Consider the following 16,584-nt stretch of genomic DNA (forward strand, 5'->3'; position numbering starts at 1 on the left):
AGTTCATGTACTGCGCAAATCGGTCGCTCGTGCTCATGCACTCTCCACTTCGAATGAAGAAGTACATATAATGCACTAATTTTTATGACACAGTAAGATTAGATATCCCCGCCTGCGCCTGCTACTTCACTCCTGAGGCGAAGCGATGCACCGATCCGCTTGAAAGGTTCGGGCGGCATCCAGCTTGGATGGCTGTTTGCCATGATGAAATCAAGCTCCCTGCTCCGCATGCCGTTCATGTAGTCGCCCATGAAGTGGCCGAGATACGTGCCCTTGACGACGCCAACACCGTTGCAGCCCACAGTGCTGAAGAAGTTGTCTCCATCCTTGCGGAACACGGAATGATGGTTGAGCGTCATGCTGATGAGCCCGCCCCACGTGTATTCGAAATGCTTTCCGGCAATGATGGGAAAACGCGCCTCGAATGACCGGCGGTGCTTCGCCCATGCGGCCTGCAGGCAGGTGTCGCTGCTACGCAGCGAAGGCTGAAGGTGAAACGTGTTGCGCACAAAGATGCGCCCGTCAGGCGTGTAGCGGACGGTGGTGCCGGCCGGGTGCGCCGATGTGGTTCCCCAGGGCCGTACCCCGCTGAAATGGGCTGCGACTTCGCTGTCGGATAACGGTTCGGTCAGGCTCGCATAGGTGAAGAGTGAAGCCAGCCGGTCCCCGACGCGGCCAAATGCTCCGCTGAAACTGCCGACGGTTAGCGCCAGCATGTCAGCACGCAAGGTGCCGCCCAGGAACCTCAGGGTATGGACGGGCCCGTAGTCGCAGGCCACTACCGGGCTCGCCGTGAATAGCGTAACTGAGTCCGGCAGCGTCGCAGCGAGACCGCGAACCAAGGCCGCAGGATTTACCAGCACGTTACCGGGCGTATAGACCGCCGCCTTGTAATAGCCGGTGCCGAGCCGCCGGGAGAGTACCTGTCCTTCCAGAACTTCAAATTTAAAGCCAGCGGCCTTCAGGGAATCGACAAAGCACTCGAGCCTGGCAAGGTTGCCATCCTCGTGCGCCGACATGTATTTCCCCGCGTCGTGCCAACCGCAATCGATGCGGTATCGTTCTTTCAGGCCGCGCAACTGGCTAATGGCGAAATTGTTCAGCGCGAACAGCTGGCGCTCGTATTCGACATCCGGCTGTCCAGCATCCACGTTGTGCGGAACATCGATCAGAAAGCCCGCGTTACGGCCCGAAGTGCCCTGGCCGATATCGAGTGCATCGATGAGGGCGATCCTTGCCTGCGGGCGGAGCTCCGCCAGCCGGCGTGCCAGCGAGAGGCCGGTGAAGCCGGCCCCTACAATGGCGACATCGAAATGCTGTTCCCCCTTGAAGCGCGCTCCGAGACGGGAATGACGGGAAGGTGACGATTCATACCAGCCGAGATCACCGTCGATAGCCGGTCGTTTGCGTATGGCTTGCATTGATAAGTTAGCTGCCCGGGAAGAGCAGCCGCCATTCTATACACATAGTGAGCCTGGCATGGCGATTCGCAGGGGAATCAGGGTTGGCCGATCACGGCCATCTGGTCCTATTCTCCTATGCGCCCAGGGATATCAGGCTGAAACATCAGAACCCTGGCCGACGCCTGTGCCACCACTCACAGCGGCCCGGGAAGTGCCTTCAGGCCGATCCAGAGCACCCCGATGACGACATTGACCGGCACGCTGAGCACACCGCCAACGTAGAAGAGCGCTGACAGGCCAGGCGCGCGCAGCTGGGAGCGTCTCGGATGCCACCGTCCTCCTGCCCAGCGCCCCACTTGCCCTGAGCATTCTTGACCCGATCGTCGGCGCGGACGGGATTCTACTACTAGCGAGTACGTTGGTCGCACCAGGTCCCGATTGGGCAAGGTCAAGTGATTGCTGGGCACTGCAAGCGGTAGGCTCTCTTATCATCGCGCGGCCCTTCCCAACCTCCCCAGCCATTTGTCGGGGGACTATTTTTCCCCCTCGGACAATCCCTCCATTAGTGGGATACTGAAACCACTGCAATGCAACATACTTGCCAACGGCGACTTGACTGACCCCGTGTTGCCATTCCTCGAGGGTGTGGGCGCCAACCCTGCCGCCCACACCCCTTTTTCTGCCGGGCTCCCGTTAAACCCCAGAGGGAAAACAGCGTTACTGCTTCGATGCCTTGATGTTGATGCGCGTGCCGCGCTTGATCAACTCTCCGGTTGCAAGCCATTCTCTGGGGCGCCTTGTCTGACGCGGGAGTCACTAGCGAGGCGAGGACGGACCGCAATAAATCCATCTCTCAATAGTGCTCAGCACGCGCAAAAACGACGACCCGCTCCACTAATACTGCGATATGAAAGAAGCGCAATAGAGAGCGGGCAAACCTAGACATGCGGAGATATTGCCGCGCCGCTGACGCCAAGAGACAGCTTTGACAGCAACGCCTCAGACCAAGGAATTTCAACTCGGCAAACGGATTCCGGTGCGCCTGCTCACGCCTCTGGAATCAGAAATTTGTCGCGATTCTTCCCCAGCCACGCCGGTGCACGACCACGCCCGGTCCAAGTGGCGCCGGACTTCGGGTCCATGTACTTTGGCGGCAGCGAGGTTTTCTCTTTTGCCGGAGCCTTAGCCTGATCGCTAGCTACCGGGCGCCCACGGCGTCGTTTCGGAGCCAAGTCCTCAACGGTAAGTTCGTACTCCGCCATCAAACCCTGGATCTTCGCGATAACTCCAGCGACCTCGCTTTGACGAAGCTCAGCGAGTTGGGTTTCGAGCTTTTCTTTTTCTGCCAGCAATTGTTTGTAGGTAGCCATGTCGGTCTCCATCAATTAAGAACAGTTCGATATCCTACAGCACATCACCGAACTTTCACCAACTCCTTGCTTTTAGTCCGCCGGGTACATTAAGCCCGTATTTTAGCGAGTGAATCTAGAGCAGGCAGCCAATGTGCGGAATGATGTACGGACAAACAAGCATATCGGCGATAGTCGGCTACCCCAAGCAGAGATTGCTGAACAAGAAACCAACAAGGCCCTCGCTGTGACCGTGGCACTGGGAGATTCTGGCCAGGGCGAACATCCAACTAGCTGAATGAACGGTGTTCCAGAAGAGCGAAGAAATCGCAGCTCCCCTCTCTCCTTGTGCCACCGAGTCCGCCCCCGCACTCCGCAGTGCCTGCACCTGTCAATCGCCGGGGTAGCCATCGAGCTCAAGGCCCCGCCGGCGGCTACAATACTATGATGGCGCAGGGCGTGGCCCATATACGCTGAGAAAGTGAGTGGAGAAGTGAATGGCGACAGCTCGAGCTGGCACCAAAGGAGAGGCACTAAGACTCCTCGGGACAGAAGGCGTGACGGTGGTGGAACTGGACTATGAGGCTGGCTGGCAAGATGCGATTGAGCTTGGTCGGCTCGGCCAGAAGGCAGGGATACGCGTGGAATATCGCGGGCAAGAGAACATCGCAGTCAAATCTCCAATGGCATTGGTTGCCGGCCTAATGCGGCCAAAAGCGACCTTCCGGCAGCGAAACCTCTATTGCCAGTTTGAGTTGAGCGAAATGCCGACAGCTGCGCTGGAGAGCTTGGAGTCAAAGGCGTCCAAACTAGGGGACTATATCCTTGCCGGGCGTTTGATGCGGGAAGTGGAAGCGGTATGGGAAGATTAAATACGTTTCCCCCTGGTACCCTGCCACCGGACTTGACACGTTAGTGCAGAAAACGCCTTCGAGTACAGGCTGCCCCAAAAAGGTGCAATGTGCCGTGTAACTATTGTCAGGTCATAACCTTGGGGCCGCTGATCGTTACGCTGCTACTTCGAGTGCAGGCAAAGCAGATGACGTGCGCTCAACGCAAAGACGGGCGTCCCAAACGGTCAATGTTGCACTGGTGCATTCCCAACGCGCACGTTACGAAGCGCCTTATGCGACGCATCAGACATACGACAAGACAGTACTCAACTACCCGGCCTCCGCACAGCACTCTACGTATTCCCACGGTCAACTTGAACAGCGCATGAGCTGGACGACGCTGGTGCAACAGTCGTTCGGTAAGCACATCATCCACATTGCCCTCGACATTCGCTGTAGTCACCGTGCATCGGATCTTGTGCCTCGGCGTCAGCGCGCTCGCTACTAGATCGGTCGGCGGCGCGCCTACTCGGATAGGTCGTCCAACTCATAGCTGGTACTGCGCCCGCCTGCATCCGATTTCCGCAAGACGCCACGTGCGAGCAGATCAGTGATGTCACGCAGCGCGGTGTCCGGGGAGCATTTGGCGATCGCCGCCCACTTGGAGCTGGTGAGCTTGCCTTCGAAGCCATCGAGCAGTCGGTTGAGCAGCTTCACTTGCCGCTCGTTCAGTGGCGTGGTAGCCCAGCGCTGCCAGAACCGCGTCTTGATCAGCACAGCATCAAGGGTGTTCTGCGCCTGATCCAGGGCGCGATGCAGCGTATCAAGGAACCAGGCCAGCCACTCGGTGACATCCATCGACCGCTTCTGGGTCCGCTCCAGAATATCGTAGTAGGCCTTGCGCTCCCGCTGGATCTGTGCCGACAGGCTGTAGAAACGCTGTGGGCTGCCATCGGCACGCGCCAGCAGCAGGTCGCCGATCGCACGGGCTATACGGCCGTTGCCGTCGTCAAACGGATGCAGGGTGACGAGCCATAAATGGCCGAGGCCAGCCTTTAGCAGAGGTGGATCGTTCGATGCATGATTGACCCAGTCGAGAAACTGGCTTGTTTCAGCTTCCAGGCGATTGGCTGGCGGCGCTTCGAAATGCACACGTTGCCGGCCGATGGGGCCGGACACCACCTGCATCGGACCGCTGGTGTCGTCACGCCAGCCACCGACCTTGATCCGCGCAAGGCCAGAGTAGCCGGTGGGGAACAGTGCGGCATGCCAGCCAAACAATCGCTCCCGAGTGACCGGTGCATGGCAATTGGCGGTCGCGTCAAGCACCATTTCGACCACGCCTTCGATGCGACGATCGACCGGGGTCAGTGCGCCAATATCCACACCCAGGCGACGGGCGATGAACGAACGCACGGATGCGACGCTGAGCTGTTCGCCCTCGATCTCGCTGGTCTTGACCACGTCCTCGGTGAGCGCCGCGAGACTTGCCTGATCGCGTAGAGCCATGCCGACATCAGCCAAGCGCCCCATCAGTAGTCCTTGGGCGCGACTAACCTCGGCCATTGGCCTTGCCAGGGCCGCCAGATCGTAGTGCCAGCTCGGCCACTCACTGGCCTGCCAGATATATGCACAATCTCCGCTTTCCATGCGGAGATTATGAGCCACGTTCTCCGCAGCCGCAAGTTATTCACCGCACATAATACGGTGATAGACCCTGGCATTCACCGCAGGAAGGCAAAGCGGAACGATCACCGAGCACGGGAACCCAGCTTCGCGTGGGCTGTTTCCACGGTGGCACCAATCCGATGTCGTACCGGCAGCGGATTGGGCGGGCGTCTCGCTCACGCTGAATACCCTTCTGGCCGCCCAATGGCCAAATCGAGGCCGCCTTCTATAACGCAGGAGTTGCAGCCACAAATCCATCGATTCGACTTTCAGGCGGATACCAATGCTTGAAATTGTGTAAATCCTGGCCATTCAGAACGGTACATCTCGCATAGCGTGGATGAAGTGGGCGTCCCCCTGATGCGAAAGCCCCCCGTTCGGCTCTCACTCCGCAGTCCTCCGCTGGGAGGTGCCTCCCTAGCATTCCAGCCAGAACAGCTCAATTCTGCAAGAATTCCAGCACGGTGTCCGTGAACCGTTCGACCTGTTCGAGGTTCGAAAGGTGCGCTGCGTCCAGTTCGGCATAACGTGCGCCCGGAATCGTCTGCGCCAAATACTGGCCGTCGCGCGGCGGCGTGGGGATGTCGCCGGAGCCGGCGATCACCAGCGTCGGGCGGGTAATGCCCGCCACGGTATCGCGCAGATCCGAGTCCCGCACCGCGCGACAGTTGGCGGCGTAGCCGGCGGCATCGGTGGCGGACAACATGGCTTGCAGCAATTGCACCAACGCCGGCTGGCCCGCGGCATAGCCCGGCGTCAGCCATTTGTCGACCACGGCGTCGGCGATCGAACCCACACCGTCGCGTTCCACCGCGGCTGCGCGATTCGTCCAGTTTTCCGGTGGGCCAATATAGGCAGCCGTGTTGCACAGCACAACCTTGTCGAATCGGCCGGCATGGTTCAACGCAAGCCACATGCCCGTGATACCGCCCATCGAGAGGCCGCAGAAATGCGCGCGATCGATCTTCAATGCGTCGAGCAATGCGATCACATCTTCGCCGAGCTGCGGGATCGTGTACGGACCAGGCGTGACGGACGACTGGCCATGGCCGCGCGTGTCGTAGCGCAGCACGCGGAAGTGTTTAGCGAAGGCCTCGATCTGCGGATTCCACATGTCGAGGTTGGTGCCAAGCGAATTGGCCAGAACGAGAACGGGAAGCGTGTCGTCCCCGTCGAGGCGGTAGTGCAGGCGCACGCCGGAAAATTCAGCAAAGGGCATGAACGATAGCAGGTTAAGGGCGCGACGGACAAGGCGCGCGCCGGATTGACGGAACGGCAGTCTTAGTTCTGGGCAATGGCCGAGCCGTGCTGGGCCAGCGCCGTGACGCTGATCTCCATGTACGGATACAGCGGCAGCGACGTCAGCAGCGTATGCAACTCGTCGTTGTCGCGCACATCGAAGATGCTGACGTTGGCGTACTTTCCAGCCACACGCCACAGATGGCGCCACTTGCCTTCCCGCTGCAACTGCTGCGACAGCGCTTTTTCGTTCGCCTTCAGTGTCTCGGCGACTTGCGGATCGAGATCGTGCGGAATGCGGACGGTCATTTCGGCCATGAACAACATAGAGGTCTCCTTTTGCTAGCGGTATTGGGGATATTGGGGTGACCGGTGCCTAATGCCTAAACGGTGGCGACGGGTGTGACGGGCGAACCCATTGCGCCCGGCAACCGCAACGGCGGCGCGGTGAGGAAAAAGCGCGTGCGGCGGTGGCTGCGCAGCCACGTCGCCAACTCGCGCAGGTACCAGAGTTCGCCAAGCGGCAATCCCAGCTTGAACAGGCAATGGTGGTGCAGCGGCAACGCCGGCGCAGCGCCGGCCGCCTCGCGCGCCGGGAATCGTTCGACCGCGTAGTTATCGGCCGCGATGGCGGCGATGCCGGAGTCGGTGATCCATTGCAGCAGCCGTTCGTCGCGGCCATCTAGCGCGGCGCAACTGTTGTGCAAGCGATGAGGGTCGGGTTCGCGCTGCATTTCCAGCACCATCTCGGCAAAGCCGGTGCGCAGTACCAGAATGTCGCCTGATTCGACATCGACTTGGTGGGCCTCCATCAAGCGCATCAGGTCATCGTAGCCAATCGTCCGGAACTCCCGCCCAAAATACTCGGCCAGGTCAACCAACACGCCACGGCCCTGGATGCTGTGCTCGGCCAGGGTCTCGATGCCCAGCGCATTGGCGCGGCTGTGATCATGTCCGCAAGCGTGAGCAGCGAAACCATCGTCCTCTCGGTAGTCGACCGGTCCGACGATGTCAGCATTGGGACGGTAGCCGTTGTAGTAGACGCGCTCCGGCACGCCATCGCCGTCGGCGTCGAACAGGGCGCCGACATGGGCCAGCGAATCCCACTGGGTCGAATATTGGAGCGACAACAACACTTGGTCGTCGCTGAGCACGTCGGTCGCGCGAGGATCCACCTTGGTGAGGGGAAAGTTGACGTACGCGATATCCTCACGGTACGTGGGGCGCAGTACCGGCGGATGTCGCCGGACGTTGAGACCGTTGCCGCCGGGATAGTCCAGCGGCAATGACAGGCAGAAGCGCTGGCCGGTGCGGATTTCGCGCGCCGCGGCGCGGATCCGCTCGGCGGTGAGCAGGTTCAGGCGACCAAGCTGGTCGTCGTGGCCAAAGTCGCCCCAGTTGGAGCCTTCCGGCCGATTCTTCCATCGCATGGCTTGCGTTTCCAGTAGCGGGCTGGGGCGGCATGATGTCATGCCGCGCGCGTGGCGCCGAGGCCTGTCGTTGATTGCGGTTCAGAGGCAGCAGGTGCCGTCGAGATAGGCCTTGCGCCAGCGCGTGATGCGGACCTCGGCGAACAGGCTGGCTTTCGTGAAGGGGTCGGCGTCGATGAAGGATTGGGCTGCTTCGCGCGTATCGACATCAATGATATAGACACCGCCGCCCGCATCGCTGCCGTCGTCGTTCAGCTTGGCACCGCATGCGAGCAGCAGTTGCTTGTGTTGCTCAAGGAACTCGAGGTGGACTTGGCGGGTCGCCTGGCGGACCGTCTGGTGGTTCGGCTTGTCCCAAGTCTCGATAAAGTAAGGCATCTCGCATCGCCTGGTCAATGGCCCGCCGGCGGCGGGCCGTGGCAAAAAAGAGCGGACGTGGCGTCAGACGATCTGCGCGCCCCACAAGAGCATCGACACAATGAAGATGAAGCCCACCCAGAACATCATGATGACGGTATAGCCCATCACGTCCTTCAGGCTGAGCTTGGACAGCGCCAGCGCGGGCAGGATCCAGAACGGCTGCACAAGATCGTTCCAGGCGTTGCCAAGCATCACCGACATCGAGGTCTGGCTCACGGAGCTACCGATCGCCTTGGCGGCGTCGATCATGAACGGACCTTGGATCACCCAGTGACCACCGCCCGACGGCGCGAAGAAGTTGATCACAAACGAGCTGACCAGGCCCCAGAACGGCAGCGTCTGCGGCGTGGCGATATCGACGAACACGCGCGATATGGTATCGACCAGGCCCGAGCCCGCCATGATCGCCATGATGCCGGCGTAGAACGGGTATTGCAGGATGATGCCGGAGATCGTCTTGATGCCCTCGTTGAGCTTCGCCACGTACTTGACAGGCGTGCCCAGCAGCAGCACGCCGATGAACAGGATCAGAAAGTTGATCAGGTTCAGGTCCAGTGTGCCCCCCTGCGTGAAGTACAGCACGGCGTACGCGAGCCCGCACACGCCAATCACGAGGCTCAGCAACCGGCTGTTGTTCATGCGCCAAGCCAGTGTGCCGTCGCCGCCGATGCTGTGCGAGACGGCAGCGGCAGCCTCGGCCTTGTCCTCGGCGCGCGTGTCCAACTCGACCACGTCCTTGGCGTCGCGTGGGTGCAGCCAGGCATTGAGCAGCGGCAGCGTGACGATGACCGCCAGGCTGGTTAGCAGCATCGGCGTGGAAAAGATGGTTTCCGACAAGGGGATCACGCCCATCAGCTTTTCCATTGGGTGCCCCTTGGTGGAGATCAGCACCGGGATGCTGGCCGACAGGCCGAGGCCATACATCGTGAAGCCGCTATAGGCCGAGGCGATGATCAGCGGGTAGTGCACACCCTTGACGCGGCGGGCCAGTTTCTTGGCGATGATGCCGCCGATGACCAGACCGAAGCCCCAGTTCAGGTAGCTGCCGATGCCACCCACCAGGGTGGCGACGATGATGGCGCCGTGCGGCGTGTTGACCTTGCCGACGATCCGGTCGAGCAGGCGGTCGGTCAGTGGCGCGGTGGCCAGCACGTAGCCCATGGCCAAGATCACCGCCATCTGTGTAGTGAACGCGAGCAGATTCCAGAAGCCCTTGCCCCAGCTAACTATCACGGCGGGCGCGGCCTGGCCTTGCACTAGCATCGCCATAACCATCGTCAGCAGCGTCAGCCCGATGGCGAAAACAAACGGATCCGGCAAATACCGGCGCATCAGTTCTGTAAAGAACCCGGCAATCTTGTTCACTTCACTGTCCCCTAAATGTAGCCAAACTCATCGTATATCGAACATTAGTTCTATATGCGAACCTATGTGGCGGTTGCGCGCATCCTAGACGCTTAGGTTTGTGGCGTCAAGTCAACAAAACAGCGAATTATTGCGGTTTACGAAAATATACGAAATTTGTGCAGCGCGACATTGCGAGTCCAACGAGACCCGGTCGGAGAGGAGCATTGTCTCGTTAGCCGAAACTCGCCCGCAGCCTCGATGAAATGGATCGCGGGATTCATGAGGCTATGTCTATGTATGAATAGACTGTTGAGTTCAAGTTCTGCCCAGATTACAGAGGTCGACGAACGCGTTTCCATACGACCGCGTCACCCGCGCCCGCCACGACGCCATGGATGGATGAAAGGGAAGGCCCACGCCCTCTTGGCCACAGCGCAGCCCGGCAAGAACAAGCGCGCCCTGAGCCAGATCGTGGAAGATGCTGGCGGCTGAGGCGCAGATACCGAGCGGTTCCTGATTGCGCAAGAGCACAAACGCAATGTGGAGCGTTTCGTTGCGTCCTTCCGCGCCTTGGTAGCCGATCCCAACGGTGAATCGTTGACAGAATCGCAGCGACGCATCCGCGCAGCATTCCGAGGCCAAGGGAAACTTACTATCAACGCCGTTCGGAGGTGCGTCGACGCCGCAACCGCCAATGGACCCAGCCATATCTAAGGGCGCCGAGAAGCTGAATCCATGCCCCTTCTGCGGGCAACCGGCCGCCACGAAGACAGGCGGCGATTGGTACGCCGCCGGCTGCACAACCCACATGGCCCCAGGGCGTGCTGTCTGCTACGGGCAGTGAACCGTCGCCCGCAGTGCCGATGTTCCACCAGTTCGTCCGCAACCGCGTGATGTGGTGAGGCAAGGACCACAGCGGCGATATCACGCGACTCAACGAGGGAGGCAGATACACGTTGGACGAGGCGTCGAATATCCGCGAGCGCGACACCGACCGCATGTGGCCGTGTGCGCAGATGGACGTGCTGGCACACCCGATGGCCGACATGCAGCACTTGCCAAAGCCGCCTAAGTACAAGACGAAGTGCGCCGGCGTGGCCGACTCGCTCAACAAAAAGGACCGTGCATGACCACAGCTCGAAATTTAGTACTGATCGTGTCGCCCATCGCGATCTCCACCGTAGTTCCGCCGATCACCGTGATCGCGATCGCCATGGTCCTTATCATGATCCCCGTGGGGTTCTCCGCCGTAGTAACCGCCGCCGCGGTGCTCATCACCGTACGGCGCCACAACGCAGCCGCCGAGCAGCGCTACAGAAGCGGCAAGCATCACAAGAATGGATTTCATAAGTCTTTCCTGATTTATTTTGACCTCCATTTAGAATAAGAATACGCACTGCATTGCAGCTCGAATGTAAGCAATAGTTTCCGCAAAAGTGAGGTGTTCGCGTGGATCTGAGCTGACAGGCTGTGGAAACGCTGTGGGCTGCTATCGGCACGCGCCACGCGCGTACGGGGTATATGGCCGTTGTCGTCGTCAAATGGATGCAAGGAACCGGTGCATGGCAATTGGTGGTCGCGTCGAGCACCATTTCAACCACGCCTTCGACGTGACGATAGACTGTGGCCAGTGCGCCGATGTCCACGCCCAAGCGGCGGGCGATGGACGAACACACGGATGCGACACTGAGCTGTTCGCCCTCGATCTCACTGGTCTTGACCACGTCCTCCGTGAGCGACCGCGAAACTCGCCTGATCGCGCAGCGCCATGCCGACATCAGATAAGCGCCCCATCAGCAATGCTTGGGCGCGACTAACCTCGGCCATCGACCCTGCCAGGGCCGCCAAGTGTCAGCTTGGCCAGTCATTGGCCTACCAGATGTCTAATCTCCGCTTTCCATGCGGAGCTTATGAACTGCTTTCTCCGCAGACGCAAGTTATTCACTGCATATAGTACGGTGATAGCCCTGATATTCACTGCAGGAAGGCGAGCGGGACGGTCACCTAGTACGGGCACGATCCAGGCACATGCCCAGCGCGTGCGTGATCGGTACGGCACCGGATCGGTGCCACCGCGGGAAAAAGACCCACATGAAGCAGGATGCGGTTCCATTGGACTCAGGCGCCGGCACTCCCAACAGATATTCATGTCGAGAAGGAATCCGTTTCCCCGACGCCCGGCAAGCGCGGTTTAGTTTTGCTGGGACGGCGGACGGATAGGACAATGTTCGCCACTTGAGATGGGAGGGCGCTTCGATCCACCAGCCTATTTGCACAGCGAGCGCGATGCGCGGCACGAAGCCACGCAGGCGCGTCAGCGAATTGGACATGTCACGCTCTCGCTGAAGGCCCTTCCGGCCGCCCCTCACACCACACCGCTCACCTGCCAAATGGTCGGTGCCGCCAAACCCCGGTTTAAGGTTGGAGAGGAAATCCAGGCGATTAATTGCATTTTAATAGCCAAGAGGACCCTCACAAAGGATATTCGGCACGCTCCCGTGCATCCTCACACCGGCATGCCAGCGCCAGATTCCCCGCACATACCATCGTTGCAACCCCTTTCAAGATAGGTACCAGTGCCTGCAAGCAATGACCGATACCCCTGCCATGATGCTCTGCAAGATCGGCGCCGATAGGTGACGGAAGCAGGCAGACGATCTGCCTGTGCGAACGAATGCGAATGGAGAACTGCATGACGACCGTGCGAGCCGACACCAAAGGAGAGGCGCTGCAGCTTCTGAACATAGCGTGATGGCCGTCGAACCGGATTATGAGTCCGGCAGAAAGGAGATCCCATTGAACTCAGCCAACTTGGCCGGCAAGTCGAATACGGAGCCCAAGAGAACCTCGCCGTGTGATCACCCACCGCGCTCATACTGCTGCGTTTTCATGACGCGGACGACACGGCAGCCGGTGGGATACGCTTGACATCGGCGACTAGCGTCCCGGGGCGCGACCCGCAGGCCGTGCTTCTGTCCCTTTCCTCTCGCCTTGCCCCCTCGGGGCTCATCCCTATTCCATCTGAAAGCGCTAACTGCTAATCCGGCAAACTTGGTGTCGCCCGTCGGTCCGGGCCATACCCTGGTTTTGGTGCATTGCCGTCCAGGCCAGCCTTTTCGATCCCTTGCTTTTGGTTTCCGTTGGAAAGACCCGCATGACGCGACAAATACCCCCCTCTGAATTCTCTACGAGCTTCGAGGTTGCGGCCCGGCATCTCAGCTTCACGCGGGCGGCTGACGAGCTCTACGGTCACGCCGTCCGCCGTCAGCCACCAGATCAAGACGCTGGAAGAAAACCTTGGCGTGCAGTTGTTCCTACGCGAGGCCAAGTCGCACGTGCTGATACCAGCCGGCATGGCATACCTACCGAGCGTGCAGCAGGCGTTCAAGCAGTTGGCCGACGCGACGCCTGCACAGCAAGGACCTGCCGGCACGGAAGGTCAACATGCCGCCGACCTTTGCCGTGAAATGGCTGATCCCGCGCATGGACCGCTTCATGAAGGACTACCCCGCGGTCGACCTCAAGGTCTCCACCCCCAACCACGCTATCAACTTCGACCGCGACGATTTCGACTTGGCCATCCGCTACGGCCGCGGCAACTATCCAAGCCTGCATTCCGAGCTGTGCTTGTCGGTCGAGTTGATTCCCGCGTGCAGCCCCGCGCTGCTGGCCGGGCCCCGCCCGCTCAAGGAACAGGGCGACCTGAAGCACCACACCTTGCTACATGACGACAGCACCTATACCGATGTGAGCAATCCGGACTGGTCCATGTGGCTCAGCCATGCGGGCGTGACTGATGTGGACGCATCGCGCGGGCCGTCGTTCTGGCCGAGCCACCTGGTAATCAATGCCGCCACCAGTGGCCTCGGCGTGGCGCTGGTCAAGAAGAACCGGCAAGAGCGGCTGGTTCGATTGTTCGAGCAGATCCACCTACCGGTGGAATTCTCTTACTTCGTGGTGTTCCCGGAAGAACGTCTGAGCGATCCGCGCGTGACCACCTTCGTCAACTGGCTGCGTGCCGAGGTCGCCGCGGGCGACAACCTGGAACACTCGCCTGGACAGGGCCTCACGCCAACGTCTCGCCAACGCCGTCCGCACTCTCCAACCGCACGCCTCTCTCACCCCGTATTGCGCAGGCCTGCGGCCACGCCATTGATCGACAGATGAATGCCAAGCTGCACTCGCTCGTTCGTGGGATCGCCATCCAGACTATTCCGATGACGCCGCATCAACTCCACCTGCAGGTGGTTAAGCGGATCGAGGTAGGGGAAGCGGTGCTCGATCGAGCGCGCCAACGTGGGGTTATCGGACAGGCGCCGCTCCTCACCGGTGATCTGATATAGCGCCCGGCCAGTGCGTGCGTATTCGTCCTGGACCAGCCCGAAAACCGTGCGAGCCAGGTGCTGATCCTCGACCAGCTCCGCGTATCGGGATGCGATGCCGAGGTCCGATTTGGCCAGCACCATGTCCAGATTGGAAAGCATGGCGCGAAAGAACGGCCATTCCGCGTCCATGCGCCGAAGCAGCGATAAACGATCGGCATAGCCATGGCTGCCCGAGCCTCCCAGGTAGCGGTCAATGCCGCTCCCAAAGCCATACCAGCCCGGTATCGCAACTCGGCATTGGCCCCAACTGAAGCCCCACGGGATGGCGCGCAAATCCTCAATCGCCCAACTTGCCTTACGGGAGGCCGGCCGTGAGCCGATGTTGAGATCGGATATCTCCCGGATTGGCGTCGCAGTGAAAAAGTAGTCGGAAAAGCCCGGGGTTTCATAGACCAGCTTTCTGTAGGCCATCATGCTGGCTTCTGATATTTCGGCCGCGGCCTGCAGGAAGATCGTGGGCGCGCCCTCTGAAGCCGGTAAAAGTGTCGCCTCCATGGTGGCGGCTACCAGGGTTTCCAGGTTACGCATGCCGATCTCCGGATTGGTGTACTTGGATGCGATCACCTCACCCTGCTCCGTCAATCGTATCTGGCCGCTCACCGTGCCAGGCGGCTGAGCCAGAATCGCCTGGTACTGCGGCCCGCCGCCACGGCCCACCGTACCGCCACGGCCATGGAAAAGCCGGAGCGTGATCCCGTGCATTGCATTCATGGCATCGAAGTGCTCCACCAATGCCAATTCCGCCCTGTATAGCTCCCAGTTGCTGGTGAAAAAACCACCGTCCTTGTTGCTGTCGCTGTATCCCAGCATGATGTCCTGCTCGGCCCCGGAACGCTTCACCAGGTCAGCCACGCCAGGCGACCCATAGAAGGCCCGCATGATGGATGCCGCATTGCGCAGGTCGGCAATCGTCTCGAACAGCGGCGTCACGATCAGGTCACAGGTTGCCGCCGGACTCTCGAGCTCTCCTCGCATTAGCCCCGCCTCCTTCTGTAGCAGCAACACCTCCAGCAGGTCGCTGACGTCCCTGGTATGCGAGATGATGTAGTGCCGGATCGCGGGGCGGTCGTACCGCGCCAGGATCTCGCGAGCGGCTTCAAAAACCGCAAGCTCGGATCGGGCCAGGTCCGAGTACTGCGCGCCCAACACCCGTAGCGGCCGCGCCTCCTTCAGCAGCCGCAGGAGCAAGATACGGCGGGAGGTCTCGTCGAGCGCCAGGTAGTCGCTCTCGACCTGGGCCACATTGAGGAGTTCCGCAAGCACGGCTTCGTGTTGCTCGGAGCTCTGCCGCAGGTCGACAGTGGCCAGGTGGAAACCGAAGACCTTCACAGCGCGCATTAGCGGTGCCAGGCGGGCCGCGATCAATGCCTCGCCCCGATGACGGCGCAGCGACGACTCGATGATTTGCAAGTCGGCCAGGAATTCCTCGGCTCTGGCATAGGGGCTCTGGGGCGGCAGAGCGTGGCGCAGTGCTTCGGTGCCGGCACGCTCCCGCAGCGTCGCGGCCAAACGAGAATACATGCCCGCCAATGCGCGCCGGTAGGGTTCATCTTTGCGGTGCGGGTTACGGTCCCCGGAACGCTCGGCAAGCGCCGCCATCTCGTCCGTCACCGCCACCAGCATGTCGGACATCGACAGTTCGGCCCCAAGCAGGTGCACCTCGGCCAGGTAGTGGCGCAACGCAGTCTCCGACTGCCGCGACAGTGCATAGCGAAGCGTTTCCGCATTGACAAACGGATTGCCATCCCGGTCGCCACCGATCCAGTTGCCCATGCGGAAGAAGGTGGCGATATCCTGTCCGGGCAGCGCCTTCTCGATGCTGCGATAAAGCCGTGGAATCTGAAGCAGGAAGGTGGAGCGGTAGTAGCTCAGCGCGTTCTCGATCTCATCCGCAACGGTAAGCTTGGTATAGCGCAACATCCGCGTCTGCCAGAGTTGCGTCACCCGTGCCCTCAGGCGTTCCTCGTTGTCGTCACGCTGAGCTGCGATGCGCAGTTCGTCTCGCTCCCTGACCAGCTCGGCGATGGCGCGCTCGGCATCCAGAATGCTCTTGCGCTGCACCTCGCTGGGATGCGCGGTAAGCACCGGTGATATGTAGGCCCGGTTCAGCATGTCCGCAATGTCGGGGGCGCGCAGATCGGCCTGGGCTAGGCGCTTGAAGCTCAGGGCAAGGGAGCCAGTCTGCAAGTCGCCCCGGCGCTCATGAACATCGCGACGGCGCACATGGTGCTGGTCCTCCGCAATGTTGGCCAGGTGCGAGAAGTAGCTGAATGCGCGGATCACACTCAGCATCTGTTCGTTGGAGAGGCTCTTCAATAATTGGTCGAGCCCCTTGCCGGCGCCTTCGTCACGCTTGAGCCGGTATGCCACCGAGAGCTGGCGTACCCTCTCCACCAGATCGTAAACCTCCTTGCCTTCCTGCTCGCGGATCACCTCACCGAGGATACGCCCCAGCAAGCGAATGTCTTCAACGAGGGGGCGGTCCTTATCGGTGGCATCGTTCGTCATAG

The 16,584-nt window shown here is 60.5% G+C and carries 13 protein-coding genes and 2 pseudogenes; 5 read left to right on the plus strand and 10 right to left on the minus strand.

Annotation, left to right across the window (positions count from 1 at the left end):
* Positions 1-98: 98 nt before the first annotated feature.
* Together AC07XB_RS35180 and AC07XB_RS35185 are read right to left on the minus strand one after the other, a co-directional pair.
* Positions 99-1,421 (minus strand): NAD(P)/FAD-dependent oxidoreductase, encoded by a 1,323-nt coding sequence (locus AC07XB_RS35180; protein WP_492831980.1) that lies wholly within the window; start codon positions 1,419-1,421, stop codon positions 99-101.
* 1,028 nt (positions 1,422-2,449) lie between these two features.
* Entirely contained in the window at positions 2,450-2,773 is a 324-nt protein-coding gene (locus AC07XB_RS35185) for an H-NS histone family protein (protein ID WP_492831982.1), read from the minus strand.
* A 476-nt stretch (positions 2,774-3,249) separates the two neighbouring features.
* On the opposite strand from AC07XB_RS35185, the gene AC07XB_RS35190 reads away from it, so the two are divergent.
* Entirely contained in the window at positions 3,250-3,624 is a 375-nt protein-coding gene (locus tag AC07XB_RS35190) for a PHA-granule associated protein 4 (RefSeq protein ID WP_492831984.1), read from the plus strand.
* Between the two features lie 486 nt (positions 3,625-4,110).
* Here AC07XB_RS35190 and AC07XB_RS35195 read toward each other — a convergent pair whose 3' ends face one another.
* The 6 genes from AC07XB_RS35195 to AC07XB_RS35220 form a co-directional block, all read right to left on the minus strand.
* A complete protein-coding gene (locus AC07XB_RS35195; RefSeq protein WP_492831986.1) occupies positions 4,111-5,235 on the minus strand; it encodes a Fic family protein in 1,125 nt (374 codons plus the stop codon).
* A 457-nt stretch (positions 5,236-5,692) separates the two neighbouring features.
* A complete protein-coding gene (gene pcaD / locus AC07XB_RS35200) occupies positions 5,693-6,472 on the minus strand; it encodes a 3-oxoadipate enol-lactonase (RefSeq protein WP_477134100.1) in 780 nt (259 codons plus the stop codon).
* 62 nt (positions 6,473-6,534) lie between these two features.
* Entirely contained in the window at positions 6,535-6,819 is a 285-nt protein-coding gene (catC, locus tag AC07XB_RS35205) for a muconolactone Delta-isomerase (RefSeq protein ID WP_492831988.1), read from the minus strand.
* A gap of 56 nt (positions 6,820-6,875) precedes the next feature.
* Positions 6,876-7,922 (minus strand): cyclase family protein, encoded by a 1,047-nt coding sequence (locus AC07XB_RS35210; protein ID WP_477134101.1) that lies wholly within the window; start codon positions 7,920-7,922, stop codon positions 6,876-6,878.
* 81 nt (positions 7,923-8,003) lie between these two features.
* The gene (locus AC07XB_RS35215; RefSeq protein ID WP_183035488.1) at positions 8,004-8,300 is read right to left on the minus strand and encodes a YciI family protein; all 297 of its coding nucleotides are present in this window, start codon (positions 8,298-8,300) and stop codon (positions 8,004-8,006) included.
* Between the two features lie 63 nt (positions 8,301-8,363).
* Positions 8,364-9,707 (minus strand): short-chain fatty acid transporter, encoded by a 1,344-nt coding sequence (locus AC07XB_RS35220; protein WP_492831991.1) that lies wholly within the window; start codon positions 9,705-9,707, stop codon positions 8,364-8,366.
* A gap of 938 nt (positions 9,708-10,645) precedes the next feature.
* Here AC07XB_RS35220 and AC07XB_RS35225 point away from each other — a divergent pair.
* Both AC07XB_RS35225 and AC07XB_RS35230 read left to right on the plus strand, forming a co-directional pair.
* On the plus strand, positions 10,646-10,819 hold the full coding sequence (locus AC07XB_RS35225) for a hypothetical protein (protein ID WP_492832040.1): 174 nt from the start codon (positions 10,646-10,648) through the stop codon (positions 10,817-10,819).
* Positions 10,816-11,076 (plus strand): hypothetical protein, encoded by a 261-nt coding sequence (locus AC07XB_RS35230; protein ID WP_492832042.1) that lies wholly within the window; start codon positions 10,816-10,818, stop codon positions 11,074-11,076. The genes AC07XB_RS35225 and AC07XB_RS35230 overlap by 4 nt, the downstream gene beginning before the upstream one ends.
* Before the next feature lie 166 nt (positions 11,077-11,242).
* Here the strand turns inward: AC07XB_RS35230 and AC07XB_RS35235 are convergent.
* Positions 11,243-11,537: pseudogene (locus AC07XB_RS35235) on the minus strand (DUF4172 domain-containing protein); the annotation flags it as partial.
* A 1,352-nt stretch (positions 11,538-12,889) separates the two neighbouring features.
* On the opposite strand from AC07XB_RS35235, the pseudogene AC07XB_RS35240 reads away from it, so the two are divergent.
* Together AC07XB_RS35240 and AC07XB_RS35245 are read left to right on the plus strand one after the other, a co-directional pair.
* Positions 12,890-12,994 (plus strand): annotated as a pseudogene (locus tag AC07XB_RS35240) (hypothetical protein); the annotation flags it as partial.
* Between the two features lie 139 nt (positions 12,995-13,133).
* Entirely contained in the window at positions 13,134-13,856 is a 723-nt protein-coding gene (locus AC07XB_RS35245) for a LysR substrate-binding domain-containing protein (protein WP_492831993.1), read from the plus strand.
* Here AC07XB_RS35245 and ppc read toward each other — a convergent pair.
* Complete coding sequence (gene ppc / locus AC07XB_RS35250; RefSeq protein WP_492831995.1) at positions 13,808-16,582, minus strand: phosphoenolpyruvate carboxylase; 2,775 nt, start codon at positions 16,580-16,582, stop codon at positions 13,808-13,810. The two genes, AC07XB_RS35245 and ppc, sit on opposite strands and share 49 nt — an antisense overlap.
* Positions 16,583-16,584 lie beyond the last annotated feature (2 nt).

Source organism: Cupriavidus sp. GW821-FHT02F09 (assembly GCF_059421605.1).

Coding starts and splice junctions, on each gene's coding strand:
- AC07XB_RS35185 (WP_492831982.1), bottom strand. CDS start 2,773: ATGGCTACCTACAAACAATTGCTGGCAGAAAAAGAAAAGCTCGAAACC.
- AC07XB_RS35195 (WP_492831986.1), bottom strand. CDS start 5,235: ATGGAAAGCGGAGATTGTGCATATATCTGGCAGGCCAGTGAGTGGCCG.
- AC07XB_RS35210 (WP_477134101.1), bottom strand. CDS start 7,922: ATGCGATGGAAGAATCGGCCGGAAGGCTCCAACTGGGGCGACTTTGGC.
- ppc (WP_492831995.1), bottom strand. CDS start 16,582: ATGACGAACGATGCCACCGATAAGGACCGCCCCCTCGTTGAAGACATT.
- AC07XB_RS35180 (WP_492831980.1), bottom strand. CDS start 1,421: ATGCAAGCCATACGCAAACGACCGGCTATCGACGGTGATCTCGGCTGG.
- catC (WP_492831988.1), bottom strand. CDS start 6,819: ATGTTGTTCATGGCCGAAATGACCGTCCGCATTCCGCACGATCTCGAT.
- pcaD (WP_477134100.1), bottom strand. CDS start 6,472: ATGCCCTTTGCTGAATTTTCCGGCGTGCGCCTGCACTACCGCCTCGAC.
- AC07XB_RS35190 (WP_492831984.1), top strand. CDS start 3,250: ATGGCGACAGCTCGAGCTGGCACCAAAGGAGAGGCACTAAGACTCCTC.
- AC07XB_RS35215 (WP_183035488.1), bottom strand. CDS start 8,300: ATGCCTTACTTTATCGAGACTTGGGACAAGCCGAACCACCAGACGGTC.
- AC07XB_RS35230 (WP_492832042.1), top strand. CDS start 10,816: ATGACCACAGCTCGAAATTTAGTACTGATCGTGTCGCCCATCGCGATC.
- AC07XB_RS35245 (WP_492831993.1), top strand. CDS start 13,134: ATGCCGCCGACCTTTGCCGTGAAATGGCTGATCCCGCGCATGGACCGC.